Origin of the sequence: Rhizobium sp. ERR 942, assembly GCF_007828395.1 — a bacterium.
Taxonomy (GTDB): Bacteria; Pseudomonadota; Alphaproteobacteria; order Rhizobiales; family Rhizobiaceae; genus Rhizobium; species Rhizobium dioscoreae.
Map to the genome: position 1 here is coordinate 209,387 of NZ_VIUA01000007.1, position 12,605 is coordinate 221,991.

At 59.6% G+C, this 12,605-nt stretch carries 12 protein-coding genes; 10 read left to right on the forward strand and 2 right to left on the reverse strand.

Annotation, left to right across the window (positions count from 1 at the left end; translation table 11 throughout):
- Positions 1 to 38: 38 nt before the first annotated feature.
- Positions 39 to 830, reverse strand: a complete 792-nt coding sequence (locus FBZ97_RS27055) for an SDR family NAD(P)-dependent oxidoreductase (protein WP_113352158.1) — start codon at positions 828 to 830, stop codon at positions 39 to 41.
- 482 nt (positions 831 to 1,312) lie between these two features.
- Here FBZ97_RS27055 and FBZ97_RS27060 point away from each other — a divergent pair, with 482 nt between their 5' ends.
- From FBZ97_RS27060 to FBZ97_RS27100, 9 genes are all read left to right on the forward strand, one after another.
- Positions 1,313 to 2,197, forward strand: coding sequence for an amino acid ABC transporter permease (locus FBZ97_RS27060; RefSeq protein WP_113420262.1), 885 nt, complete (start codon positions 1,313 to 1,315; stop codon positions 2,195 to 2,197).
- On the forward strand, positions 2,197 to 2,958 hold the full coding sequence (locus FBZ97_RS27065) for an amino acid ABC transporter ATP-binding protein (RefSeq protein WP_145322945.1): 762 nt from the start codon (positions 2,197 to 2,199) through the stop codon (positions 2,956 to 2,958). Before FBZ97_RS27060 ends, FBZ97_RS27065 begins: the two co-directional genes overlap by 1 nt.
- Before the next feature lie 39 nt (positions 2,959 to 2,997).
- On the forward strand, positions 2,998 to 3,828 hold the full coding sequence (locus FBZ97_RS27070) for an ABC transporter substrate-binding protein (protein ID WP_113420260.1): 831 nt from the start codon (positions 2,998 to 3,000) through the stop codon (positions 3,826 to 3,828).
- A 128-nt stretch (positions 3,829 to 3,956) separates the two neighbouring features.
- Complete coding sequence (locus FBZ97_RS27075; protein ID WP_233788532.1) at positions 3,957 to 4,829, forward strand: polysaccharide deacetylase; 873 nt, start codon at positions 3,957 to 3,959, stop codon at positions 4,827 to 4,829.
- A complete protein-coding gene (locus tag FBZ97_RS27080) occupies positions 4,826 to 5,725 on the forward strand; it encodes a polysaccharide deacetylase family protein (protein WP_145322947.1) in 900 nt (299 codons plus the stop codon). The genes FBZ97_RS27075 and FBZ97_RS27080 overlap by 4 nt, the downstream gene beginning before the upstream one ends.
- Positions 5,715 to 7,076 carry an MmgE/PrpD family protein gene (locus FBZ97_RS27085; RefSeq protein WP_145322949.1) on the forward strand — a complete coding sequence of 454 codons (1,362 nt, stop codon included), beginning with the start codon at positions 5,715 to 5,717 and terminating at the stop codon, positions 7,074 to 7,076. Before FBZ97_RS27080 ends, FBZ97_RS27085 begins: the two co-directional genes overlap by 11 nt.
- 48 nt (positions 7,077 to 7,124) lie before the next feature.
- A complete protein-coding gene (argH, locus tag FBZ97_RS27090) occupies positions 7,125 to 8,513 on the forward strand; it encodes an argininosuccinate lyase (RefSeq protein ID WP_113420256.1) in 1,389 nt (462 codons plus the stop codon).
- A gap of 72 nt (positions 8,514 to 8,585) precedes the next feature.
- Positions 8,586 to 9,527, forward strand: a complete 942-nt coding sequence (locus tag FBZ97_RS27095) for a LysR substrate-binding domain-containing protein (protein WP_113352151.1) — start codon at positions 8,586 to 8,588, stop codon at positions 9,525 to 9,527.
- Between the two features lie 564 nt (positions 9,528 to 10,091).
- Positions 10,092 to 10,295: a hypothetical protein gene (locus FBZ97_RS27100; protein ID WP_113420328.1), complete on the forward strand. Its 204-nt coding sequence runs from the start codon at positions 10,092 to 10,094 to the stop codon at positions 10,293 to 10,295.
- A 177-nt stretch (positions 10,296 to 10,472) separates the two neighbouring features.
- On the opposite strand, the gene FBZ97_RS27105 is transcribed toward FBZ97_RS27100, so the two are convergent.
- Entirely contained in the window at positions 10,473 to 10,769 is a 297-nt protein-coding gene (locus FBZ97_RS27105) for a PRC-barrel domain-containing protein (protein ID WP_113420254.1), read from the reverse strand.
- 393 nt (positions 10,770 to 11,162) lie between these two features.
- Here FBZ97_RS27105 and FBZ97_RS27110 point away from each other — a divergent pair, with 393 nt between their 5' ends.
- Positions 11,163 to 12,602 carry an ATPase domain-containing protein gene (locus FBZ97_RS27110; RefSeq protein ID WP_162748798.1) on the forward strand — a complete coding sequence of 480 codons (1,440 nt, stop codon included), beginning with the start codon at positions 11,163 to 11,165 and terminating at the stop codon, positions 12,600 to 12,602.
- The last annotated feature ends 3 nt before the right edge of the window (positions 12,603 to 12,605 follow it).

Below are 12,605 nucleotides of genomic sequence, written 5' to 3' on the forward strand. Positions count from 1 at the left end.
GGGCCGCTCACGAGCACAGTGCATTCTCGCCGTGACGGTCAGAACGCGCTCTTCACCACGCCGCCATCAACCCTGAGCGCCGCACCATTGGTGGCCGAGGAAAGCGGGCTCGCGATATAGGCGACCATGGTTGCTATTTCTTCGGGCGTTGTGAAGCGCTTGATCAGTGAAGTTGGTCGGATTTTCTCGAAGAATTCGGTCTCGAACTGCGCGAAGCTCTTTCCTTCGGATCCGGGCAACGCTGCGACGAAATCCTCGACCCCGCGCGACTTCGTTGGACCAGGCAGCACACTGTTGACCGTGATCGCGGTGCCGGCAACGGATTCGGCGATACCGCGCGCTGCCGCGATCTGAGCCGCCTTGGTCACACCATAATGCACCATCTCGGCAGGAATATGCACGCCGCTTTCGCTCGATATGAAGATGATGCGCCCCCAGTTATGCCGGCGCATCGACGACAGATAAAGACGCGCGAGACGAACGCCCGAAAGCACGTTGACATCGAAGAAACGTCGCCAGTCAGCATCGGGGATTTCTTCGAATGGCTTGGGTTCGAATATGCCAAGGTTGTTGATCAGGATCTCGACGTTTGGGAAGCGCTTCGTGACCGCATCGGCCGCCGCCTCGGTGCCGAGATCGCCGGCAAATCCGTCAACGTGGCCACTTCCGATCGCGGCAAGTTCGGCGACCGTGCGATCGACCGCATCTTGGGTTCGTCCGTTGACGATGACATGGGCGCCTTCGCGAAGGAGAGTTGCCGCGATGGCATGACCGATGCCGGCGGTGCTGCCGGTGACCAGAGCCAGTTTACCGTTAAGCTCGAGGTTCATGAGGGTTCTCCAATGAGAGATATGACAGGAAGAGCACGCGGAATAAGCATGTTTCGCAAGGGAAGGCTATTTGCTTTGAGAACCGCCACCCTACGACGGATCCGGTTGATTGACCAGCGCACTTCCTTGGTAGCGATCGCCGATGGGATATGACGATCAACGCATTATCCGTAAGCGATCGTGCGAGATCCTCTGCCTCATTCCATGGTGCCGCCATTCAGCCTCGGCTTCTTCTTCCGGTCAGCAACAGCACCGGTATGGCATTGCCGTCAATTGGTTGATCAGATTATTCGCGTCGGTCGTTCCTCGCGTCTCTGTTAAAGGCAGCGAGACGGCGTCACGTCCTGGTGAATGCCGGGATTTATGCGGAAGGCGCATAAATTGCATGTTCAAATCTCGTTTGTGGCCGAATTCAAAAGCAACGTAAGCTTTTCCCATTAGAAAACGGAAGCTCACCAACGAGCTCAGGGGATCGAAATTTGATGAATTCAGCGCCACTGGACGTGAATGCGCTTGTGATCGTGCCGCAGCGAAAAATAGGCACGAAGATCATGGCGGCGATCTGCGTCATCCTGCTTGTTCTTCTGGCGAGAGCCTTCTGGAAGGGCGATATCGCCTGGGAATATGTCGGACAGAACCTGTTCACCAGGGCCGTCATGGCGGGTGTCGGCAACACGATCATCATGACCTTCTGCGCCATGATCGTCGGCATCGTTCTCGGTGTCGTTGCCGCAATCATGCGCATGTCGGACAATCCGGTTCTGCGCGGTATCTCGGTCGGCTATATCTGGCTGTTCCGCGGCACGCCGGCGTTGCTGCAGCTTCTCCTGTGGTTCAATCTTGCCTTGATCTTCCCGACGATCGGTATTCCCGGATTGTGGTCGCTCCGCACCGTCGATGTCATGACACCCTTCGTTGCCGCCCTCTTTGGCCTTGGCATTCAGCAGGGTGCTTATACCGCCGAAGTCGTGCGCGCCGGCCTTCTGTCGATCGACAAGGGGCAGATGGAAGCAGCCCAATCGATCGGCATGACGAAACTGCGGGCAACACTGAAAATCGTTCTGCCGCAGGCCATGCGTGTCATCGTCCCGCCGATCGGCAATGAAACCATCGGCATGGTGAAGCTCACCTCGCTTGCCAGCGTCATTCAATATTCGGAAGTGCTCAAAAACGTCGAGGACATCTACTATGTCAACTCGCGGGTCATCGAACTGCTGATCGTCGCCGCCATCTGGTACATGGTCGTCGTCACCATCCTCAGCATCGCACAGATCTATATCGAGCGGCATTTCTCCAGGGGCTGGGGCAGGCGGGATGCGGGCGCCCAGCAGGCGGCCAACCAGACTCTCACCGGAGAGGCAAGCTGATGGACGCGATCATCAAGGCGCACGGCCTGCAGAAGTACTTCGGCACGTTTCATGTCCTGAAGGATATCGATTTCGAGATCAAGAAAGGCGAAGTCGTCTGCATTATCGGACCTTCCGGTTCGGGAAAAAGCACCTTCCTGCGCTGCATCAACCAGCTCGAACAGATCGATGCCGGCTATGTCACGGTCGAAGATGAAATCGCCGGCTATCGCCGCGAAGGCAATCGGCTCTTTCCGCTGCCGGATCGGGAGATCGCCCGCCAGCGGCAGGCCGTCGGCATGGTCTTCCAGAAGTTTCATCTCTTCCCGCATCGCACGGTCCTCCAGAACATCATCGAAGGTCCGGTCGGCGTGCAGAAGCGGCCGAAGCAGGAGTGCCTCGCCGAGGCGCGCGTTCTTCTGCGGCGTGTCGGCCTCGCCGACAAGGCGGGCGCCTATCCAGGCGAGTTGTCCGGTGGTCAGCAGCAGCGCATCGCCATTGCCCGTGCGCTCGCCATGAAACCGAGGGCCATGCTCTTCGACGAGCCGACCTCGGCACTCGATCCCGAACTTGTCGGCGAAGTCCTCGGCGTCATGAAGGAGCTTGCCGCCTCCGGGACGACGATGATCGTCGTCACCCATGAAATCGGCTTTTGCCGAGAGGTTGCCGACCGTGTCGTCTTCATGGATGCCGGCATGATCGTCGAGACCGGGACGCCCAACGACATATTGGAAAACCCCAGGAATCCCAGAGTGAAGAACTTCATCTCTGCGGTGCTTTAACAAGAAAAATCCGAAGCAAGATCATCAGAGGACAATCGCATGAAACTCATTCGTCTCGCCGTTTCGGCGGCCCTGCTTTCGCTCGCGGCCACTGCCGCCTCCGCGGACTCGAGCCTGAACCTCATCAAGGACGGCGAGTTACGCATCATGACCAACCCGATCTATCCGCCCATGGAGTTCGTCAATCCGGATACCGGCACGATCGATGGCTTCGACGTCGACCTGGCGAATGCGATCGCCAAGAAGCTCAACTTGACGACCGTGTTCGTGACCTCCGCCTTCCAGGAGCTGCAGAGCGGCCTTCAGACCGGCCGCGCCGACATGATCATCTCCGGCATGAGCGACAACGTGAAGCGCCAGGCCAGTATGGACTTCGTCGATTACATCACCAGCGGCCCGATCCTCTTCACCGTCAATGCCAATGCCGCCACCTACAAGCAGGCGACCGACCTTTGCGGCAAGACAGTTGCCGGAAGCCGCAGCACCTCCTTCGGTGATAACGTCAAGGCCTGGAGCGCGCAGAATTGCGAAGGCAAGGGCAAGCCCGCCATCAAGTTCGAGGGAACAGCGGATTCGAACGCCGCCCGTCTCGGCATGAAGCAGGGCCGTTATGACGCGGTCGTGCAGGGCATCGAAACGATCGCCTACCAGATGCGTATCGAGCCGAACACCTACACGCTCGTCGGCGAGCCGCTGCTCAGCAACGACACATTTGGCATTGGTTTCAAGAAGGACCACACCGCGCTTCGCGATGCGGTTGCCGGTGCTCTCGATGGGCTGATCAAGGACGGCACCTATGACGAGATCCTCAAGAAGTGGGGCCTCATCCACAATGCCGTTCCGAAAGCCGTGATCAACGGCGTCAAGTAAAGCTTGAAGAAGCGCCGCGATAAGAGCGGCGCTTCCCTTTCCATCGTAGGCAGTCATCGGCCGGGGTGTCTCAGCGCCCGCGGATGGATGGCTGCGTCCCAAACACCTTGAAGCGCATGCAGAGTCCCATGACTGCGAAGAGTGCAATCAAATCGGCAAGACCAAGCCTGTGGCCGGCAGGCCGGCAATCGGCTGTGGCGCTTGCCTTCGATGTCGATGGCCCGACGGGCGATGCGATGCTTGACGGCTCGCTGCTCTCCAATCCCCGCTATTTCACGCAAGGCGCCTATGGTCCGTGGCGGGCATTGCCGCGGCTTCTCGATCTGCTCGCGGCTCATGGGCTCAAAGCGACCTTCTTCGTGCCGACCTGGGTGGTCGAACATTGGCCGTCGCAATGCGAACGGATCCTTCGGGATGCGCATGAGATCGCTTATCACGGCCACTATCACGAGGTTTTCATCGACTGCAGCCGGCAGCAGCAGCTCGACATCATGGGGCGCTCCCGCGACATCTTTCAAAGCCGCATGGGTGTGACGCCGGTCGGCTTCCGCACGCCCTCCGGCGACTGGAGTGACGAGACCGCGCAATTGCTGCACGAGTTCGGCGTCATCTATTCGAGCTCTATGCGCGGCGACGACAGGCCTTATTTTCACACGGCATCGCTCGGTCGTGGGCTGGTCGAGATTCCGGGCCGCTGGGATATCGATGATTATACCGCGCTCGCCTACAGCGAAGAGCCTGATTTTCCCATCGGCCTCGACCGCATCTTCGGTTACGCCGATGTTCAAAGGAACTGGTGCGCCGAATTCGAAGGCTATCACCGCGAAGGGCTCTGCTGGACGACGATCCTGCATCCGAAAGTCTGCGCCAAACCTGGTCGGCTTGCGATCCTCGAGGGTCTGTTCAAGGCGATCACCAGCCATGGCGACAGCGTCTGGGCGACACACTGCGCGGAAATCGCGAAGTGGTGGATCGCACAACATCCGGAGAAGGCCGCATGAGCAGCACGGCATTTGAAGGTTTCTGGCCACGGGGCAAGACATGCGCGGCGATCGTCTCGGTGATCTTCGACGATGGGCTCGATGCCGTCGTGCAGGCGCCGGATCTCAAAGGGCGCAGCAAGAGCTTTTCGGTCTGGCAATATGGCGCCGCGCGCGGCGTCGAGCGTCTCTGCAACGTCTTTGCCGATGCTGGCATATCCACCAGCTGGTTCGTGCCCGGCATCGTTGCGGAGAAACACGAACGGTTGCTGCGCGATATCGTGGCGCCACACCATCAGATCGAGAGCCACGGCTGGGATTTCGAGCGCTATGACGCGATGGATGCGCCTGCCGCCGCGGACCTACTCAAGCGCAGCCGTGACAGGTTGAGCGGGATCGCATCGAATGAGGTTTCCGGCTTCCGGTTGCCTGCCGGCAACTGGCCGCATCACTTCGACCGGCTACTGGTTGAGGCGGGATATACCTGGTCGGCATCGCTGAACGGAGACGATGTGCCCTACAGCCATTCCTCGTCGCTGGTGGAGATCCCGGTTCACATCGAGCTGGAAGATCGGCCCTATTTCCAGTTCAATTTCACCCCGGCCTTTCCAAAAGGGCAAAGCCGCATTCCGTCTTATGAGGCGGTTCTTGGCAACTGGATCGCCGAGTTCGATGCCTATCGCAAATACGGCCTTTGCTATGTCATCCAGCTTCGCCCGGAATGGACCGGCACGCCGGGCCGGATCGCGCTCGTCGAAGCCTTGCTCGCCCATATCACAAGCTTCGGTGACGTGTGGCTGGCGACGGCGGCGGATGTCGCGCGCTGGCATGCCAATAAGGGCCTTGCCGCACCGGGCGATCACCCGATCAATGTCTACGAAGCCTATGTCGATGAGGAACGGCCCCGTGAGCGATAATCTGACACAGGCACTGGCGGAGCTTGTGTGCTCGACGAGCTATGAAGCTTTTCCGCCCGAGACCATTCACAAGGCGAAGCTCCATATTCTCGATACGCTGGGAGCGGCCATCGCCGGCTCGGCCTCTCGCGAAACCAATGCGGTCGTGGCGATGCTTGATATCAAGGCCCAGACCGGTCATGCCGCGATCTGGGGACGACCGATCGCGTCGGACGCAAGGACAGCCGCCTTCGTCAACGGCGTATCGGCCCATGCCTACGAGCTTGATGACAGCGGCGGTTGCGATCATTCCGGCGCCGTCGTCCTTCCAGCTGTGGTCGCCGCGCTTGGCGATCGAAGCCAGCCAGTGAGCGGCAGCGTGCTGCTGCGCAGCGTCCTGCTCGGCTATGAAGTCGGCCGTCGCGTGCTGGAGGCGGTCGGCGGATATGAAGAGCACAACGGTCTTGGCTGGCATTCGACAGGCACTTGCGGTTCATTCGGCGCTGCCGCTGCCGTCGGCAGCATCGTGAACCTCGATGTCAATGCAATGGCCTCCGCTCTCGGCTCCGCTTGCTCCTTTGCTGGTGGAACCTGGGCCTTCATCCGCAATGGCAGCTCGACCAAGAAGCTTCATGCCGGCCGCGCCGCCGAAGGCGGGCTTATGGCCGCCTATCTCGCACGGCAGGGATTCGAGGGGCCTGATAGCGTCTTCGAGGTGGAGCGCTGGGGCAGCTTTTTTGCGACTTTCGGCGCCGGCAAGGGCGATCCGCAGGCGCTGATCCGCGACTTCGGACACAACTGGCGCCTGAACCGATGCTCGATCAAGCCGCATGCCACCTGCCGTGGCACGCATGCGGGCATCGATGCGCTTGATATCATGCTACAACGTCATGGTCTCAAGCCCGACGATATCGCCGCCATCGAGGTCGATATCAGCGGCTTCCAGTATGGCATGTGCGGCGGCAAGATCATCGAGTCGCGCGCACAGGCCCAGATGAGCTTGCCCTATGCCCTGGCGGCCCGGCTGCGCTACGGCAAGGTCTTTCTGGCCGAGCTTGAAGAGGCCGCGTGGTCGGCCGTGGAGATCGGCCTGTTGATGGATCGCATCACGGTGCGAATTGATCCCTCCATGAAGGACGAGGACGAGCCGGCGATCACCATCGTCACGACATCCGGCGAACGGCATCAGCTCGTCGTCGAATTTCCTCTTGGAGGCCCGCAGAACCCGCTGAGTGATGAGCGACTGATCGGCAAATATGCCGCGCTTGCCGCCATGGTGCTGCCGGCATCAAGGGTCGACGCCCTCAGCGACTTCGTTCTCGATCTCGAAAATCAGACCGACGCCAGCAGCCTGCTGGCGCTGCTTCAATAGGGAGTGCGCCCGGAGGAGGGCGGCATTCGTTCAAAAGGGAAGACCGCGATGAGGAATCAGAAAGAAGTCACATGGTCGCCGCTGTTCAAGGAGGCCGTCTCCAGGGATTTCGAGAGCTTTCATGAGTGCCTTGATCAAGACAAGCGCATCGCCTTGCACGACGTCGCCGGATCGAAGGTCCACGCCGAGATGCTTGCGCGCGCGGGCATTCTGACCGCGGAGGACAACGCGCAGATTCAGGCCGGTCTCGACAAGGTGGCCGAAGAGATGCGTTCAGGTGCCTTCGAATGGAAGACCGAACTCGAAGACGTCCACACCAATGTCGAGGATCGGCTGATCGCGCTTATCGGCGATGCGGGCAAGAAGCTGCACACGGCAAGATCGCGCAACGACCAGGTGGCGACCGACATTCGTCTCTATGCCCGCGAGCAACTGGATCTTCTCGGCGGCGATCTCAAGACGCTGATCGGCGCCTTTGTCGATCTCGCTGAGAAACATGCCGATGCGATCATGCCCGGCTTCACGCATTTGCAGGTGGCGCAGCCCGTCACCTTCGGCCATCACCTGATGGCCTATGTCGAAATGTTCCTGCGCGATCTCGACCGGGTTGGCGCGGCACGCGAACGGCTCAACATTTCGCCGCTTGGCGCGGCGGCGCTTGCGGGCACCGGTTATCCGATTGATCCTGAATACAGCGCGTCCAAGCTTGGCTTTTCTACCTCCTTCGCCAACTCGCTCGACGCCGTCTCCGATCGCGATTATGTCGTCGATGTCTGCAGCGCCGGCTCGATCATCATGGGGCACCTGTCGCGTTTCAGCGAGGAAGTCATTCTCTGGTGCACGCCGATGTTCGGTTTCATCGAGGTCGGCGATCAGTTCTGCACCGGTTCCTCGATCATGCCCCAGAAGCGCAATCCGGATCTGGCCGAGCTGGTGCGCGGCAAGGCCGCCCGCGTCATGGGCAATCTCGCCTTTTCGGCCGCGCTCATGAAAAGCCAGCCGCTTGCCTTCAACAAGGACCAGCAGGAATCGAAGCCGCCGCTGACCGATACGCTTGAGACCGTCCGCGCCGCCGTCAGCGTCACGGCGCAAATGATCCCGACCATCACGGTCAAGCACGCAAGGATGCTCGCGGCCGCTACTCAAGGCTATTCGACCGCAACCGACCTTGCCGATTACCTCGTCCGCGCCGGCGTTCCGTTCCGCGATGCGCACCATGCGGTCGCCGCGATCGTCGGTGCGGCCCGCGACAAGGCCCTTCCGACGCTCTCGGAGCTTTCCCTTGCCGAGATGCAGGCCTTTGCGCCTGGTATTCGCGAGGATGTCTTCGAGGTGCTGACGGTCGAGGGATCGGTTGCTAGCCGCGATCACAGGGGCGGCACGGCGCCGCGAAGGGTCCGGCAAGCCATCGAGACCGTGCGTCGGGCGATCGCCTGAGCGGATCGGTTGCCATTCCATCCACATGCTTTAATGCTTGCCGTTCGAGACAGCAAAGAAGCCGGGTAGGGAATGGAGCCAAGGTTCGATCACAACAGGTTGCCGCCGCTGCAGACCCTGCAGACCTTTTCCGTTGTCGCGGAAACGGGCAGTTTCACAGCGGCGGCGGCGGAGCTCAACCTCAGTCAGAGCGCGATCAGCCGGCAGGTGCAGCAGCTCGAGCATTATTTCGGCTGCAGCCTGTTCGAACGCCACACCCGCAAGGTGGCGCTGACGGAGCGCGGCATGGCGCTGATTCCGATCGTCGACGGATTGCTGGCGTCGCTGAAGACCTCGTTCGAGGCGACGCGAACGACAGTGCGCTCGCTGACCATCCGCATGCCGCCGACCTTCGCGCGCAAATGGTTCCTGCCGCGCCTGCCGGATCTCCACAGGCATCACGAGGACCTGAACATCAATATCGATACCGCCTGGTTCCTGAGGCCGACATTTTCGGTCGGCGATATCGACATGCTGATCACCTACGGCAATGGTAACTGGCCCGGAATGGACGTGCTGCCGCTATTGCGGGAGCAGTTGACGCCGATGTGCTCGCCACAGTTTCTATCGAAACTGGGCGATCCGCCCGCGGTCAAAAACCTGCAGAACTGCGTTCTGCTGCATTCCAATCCGCGCCATAGCGACTGGACCCTTTGGCTGCAGGCCGAAGGCGTCTATTCGTTCCAGGCGGCCCGTCATCAAGTCTTCGACACGCAGGATTTCGCGATGACCGCTGCTGCGAGCGGCTATGGCGTGACGATGGGCGATCTTGCCTTTTCGCGCCAAGATCTCCAAAGCGGCGAGCTGGTCGCTCCATTCGAGCGGATTATCGACAGCGGCTACGGCTACTACGCACTCTGGCCGGCCCGCGCCGAAGCGCGCCAGAAAGTGCGCGCCTTTTCGGATTGGCTGAGGCACGCCTGCAGCGCGAGCTCGGACGGCTTTGGCGGAGATCGAGCCGGGACGTCATCGTAAGTTCCGTTTCCCGCGCGCGATGGAGCGACCTCAAAGCCTGGTTCATGCCCGGCCGTGCCACCCAAAAAAACGCATCGGCCGCTAGTTCTCCGAAGACAAGGGCAGGGGAGGGCCGAGGAGCGCAGGCGAACTGGGGATCATTGGTCTTCAGGGTATCTGTGATGCCGCATCCTTGTATTGAGGGAATGCCGATAGCCGCGAGCGAGCAGCTATCGGCGTCGGTCAGGAGAACCGAAAGGAAGGCGGGGAGCCCTTCCAGTGCCAGAACGAGGCACCATGCGGAAAGTTCCTGATGACCATTGAAAGAGGTGTGTTCCTCTATTTCCTCGCCAGCTTAGCGCATGGTCGCCGTTGGCCATTTCGCCGTCCGCCCAGGGACTTCGTCAATCGCCGACCTCATATTCCCCGGCGAGTTGTCTATCGAGTGGAACATTTTGGGAGCTTCTGAGTAGTTTGTTCAAGCCAGACATCTTTAACCCACGGACAAACGCGGAAACGGAACAATTCCGCCCCGCGCGGAATTGAAACTGTTGAAAACTGTCCCTCGATTTGACGGAGAACGCCGTGCCAAAGGCCGCAAGAATTCCTGACGTTATCTCACCCGACGATCACGTCCTCACGGCAAAGGAAGCGCTTGAGGTTTCTTTTCTCAAGCTGGAGCAAGAAGTGGACGTCCGCCTCGTCGCCGCGGCTCTACGTGCGGGATGGTCGGCAGACGAGGCGTTGGATGCCATCGATCAGCTCCGGGCGGAGGAAAACGGAGATTGAGGCGCGCGCTCGGGCGCGGCCCTCGCGGTCGGCGTTTAAATCACGTGGCCGTGTGATGAAAAAAGAGACCTGATATAATCGGGCGCCATCTGAATTTCGCTGGGTGCGGCGACGGCGACTGTGTCCAAGATGTAGGTTCGAAAGGGAGGCTCCGCATGCGGGAGCTCCCTCCAGCGTTTAATCGCGATGCTCCGGCATTGCCTTCAGCTGGTCCTTTGTCCAAGATGTCACGCCATGGACATCGCCGCTTTCGTCACGCATGAAATCGAGATCGGTCACTCGAACGGATACCGGCTTCGCACCGATGCCAAGGAAGCCGCCGACATCAATTACGACGCTGCTGCTGCTGCCGGCTCCATGCACGTGGTCAACCGTACCGATCTTATGATCATCGGCGCCATAAATGGATGCGCCTTCCAGATTAGCTTGTGTGAGTTCTTCTTCGGTCAGTCGTATGTGGTTGCTATGATCCATGAGCGTTTCCTCCTTTTGCTTCCGAACGCCTATTGACCAGCGACGTGATGGTGTTGCGTTCGTGTTTATCCGTGTGCTGGGAGCTGACGTCACAAACCGCGACATCGTCTCCTCGATCAACATGAAGACCAACGACCGTGTAATCGCTTTGTTCCCGGATTGAGACTTCTGGCAAGCAATGCCTGCCCTTCATGCGCGCCAAAACCGTTTAGGTGGCGGCCTCCACGCACCTCAAAAAGAAAGCAGGGCGTCTGGCCTCTTCAAAAACACTGATTTGCGTTTAACCACACTTCGAAACGCGGGTGGTTTGCTCATAGTTGTTCCGCGATCCAGGAACTCGATCTCGTGATCGGGCGTTGTACGTCGTCAATTTGGTGTACGCGAGAGGTGAACGTGGTTGAGAGCAAGAAGCCGGCAGTGGTCAGTTCCGGCATTCCCGGGCTGGACGAAATTCTCCGTGGCGGTTTGCCCGCATCAAATCTCTATATCGTTCAAGGTGCGCCGGGGTCGGGCAAGACGACCGCAGCTTTACAATTCCTCCGCGCCGGTGCCGCGAACGGAGAGCGCTGCATTTATGTCAGCCTGTCTCAGACGAGGGCGGAGCTGGAAGCGATCGCCCTGTCCCACGGCTGGACGCTTGAGGGCATCCGGGTGGAAGAGCTCGCGGCCTCCGATTCGATCAAGGGAGCGACCGACCAGTCCATTTTTCAGACGGCCGAACTCCGTCTCGACGAGACACGGAAGATGATCGAAACCGCGATTGAGGAACACAAACCGAGCCGATTGGTCTATGACTCACTGCTGGAAATTCGGTTGATCACCGGCGATTCACCCCGCTTTCGTCGTGAGTTGATCGCCTTCAAGGCGTTTCTTGCCAAACGCGACATCGTGGCTCTGCTGCTTGATACCCAAACACCAGAGACCGATCGAACAGGCGAAGAGGTCGATGGCATCGCTCACGGCGTCATTCGTCTCGACAAATCGCTTGAGGAATATGGCGCGGTTCGCCGCCGCATCGAGGTCAGTAAGATGCGCGGCGTGCCTGTCGCGGACGGCTATCACGACATGGCGATCCGAGAAGGCGAGGGCGTGGTCGTGTTCCCGCGGATCATACCGGGCGCCGTGGCGAGAGCGATCGAGCCTCAGTTGATCAAGTCAGGTGTGGATACCCTCGATGACATGTTCGGCGGTGGGCAGGAAGCGGGAACAACCACGCTCGTCATCGGTCAGGCGGGTACTGGTAAATCAACCATGGCCTCGCTTTATGCAACTGCGGCCCTCAAACGAGGCGAGAGCGTAGGCCTGTTCCTGTTTGAGGAACGAATAGAGACTTTCTTCCGGCGTTCGGAGGGATTGGGAATGGATCTGCGCCAATTCCACGAAGATGGTCAGTTGATCATCCGGGATTTCAACCCGAATGAGATATCGCCAGGTGAGTTCGGTCAGATCGTGCAGCAAGCGGTGAGCAGTGAAAGGGTAAAAGTCGTCGTCATCGATAGCTTCACGGGATATCTGAATTCATTGCCGCATCGCGAAAAGGCGGTCCGAGACATCCAATCGCTCCTGAAATTTCTGGCGCGAGCTGGCGTGCTTACCATCCTTATAGTGGCGCAGCATGGTCTGCTCGGACAAGGGGTCGCTATTGATGTCGATGTAAGCTTTCTGGGCGACACGGTGCTTTTGCTGCGAATTACCGAGCATGAGGGTAGGCTGCGACGGAGCATTACCGTCGTGAAGAAACGGCACGGTCCACACGATCTCGACGTACGGGAATTGTTCATTCAAAGCTCCGGTGTCGCGGTGATCCCTTATAACCCCATTCCGGAGACCTAATCG

Coding starts and splice junctions, on each gene's coding strand:
- FBZ97_RS27055 (WP_113352158.1), bottom strand. CDS start 830: ATGAACCTCGAGCTTAACGGTAAACTGGCTCTGGTCACCGGCAGCACC.
- FBZ97_RS27060 (WP_113420262.1), top strand. CDS start 1,313: ATGAATTCAGCGCCACTGGACGTGAATGCGCTTGTGATCGTGCCGCAG.
- FBZ97_RS27065 (WP_145322945.1), top strand. CDS start 2,197: ATGGACGCGATCATCAAGGCGCACGGCCTGCAGAAGTACTTCGGCACG.
- FBZ97_RS27070 (WP_113420260.1), top strand. CDS start 2,998: ATGAAACTCATTCGTCTCGCCGTTTCGGCGGCCCTGCTTTCGCTCGCG.
- FBZ97_RS27075 (WP_233788532.1), top strand. CDS start 3,957: ATGACTGCGAAGAGTGCAATCAAATCGGCAAGACCAAGCCTGTGGCCG.
- FBZ97_RS27080 (WP_145322947.1), top strand. CDS start 4,826: ATGAGCAGCACGGCATTTGAAGGTTTCTGGCCACGGGGCAAGACATGC.
- argH (WP_113420256.1), top strand. CDS start 7,125: ATGAGGAATCAGAAAGAAGTCACATGGTCGCCGCTGTTCAAGGAGGCC.
- FBZ97_RS27095 (WP_113352151.1), top strand. CDS start 8,586: ATGGAGCCAAGGTTCGATCACAACAGGTTGCCGCCGCTGCAGACCCTG.
- FBZ97_RS27105 (WP_113420254.1), bottom strand. CDS start 10,769: ATGGATCATAGCAACCACATACGACTGACCGAAGAAGAACTCACACAA.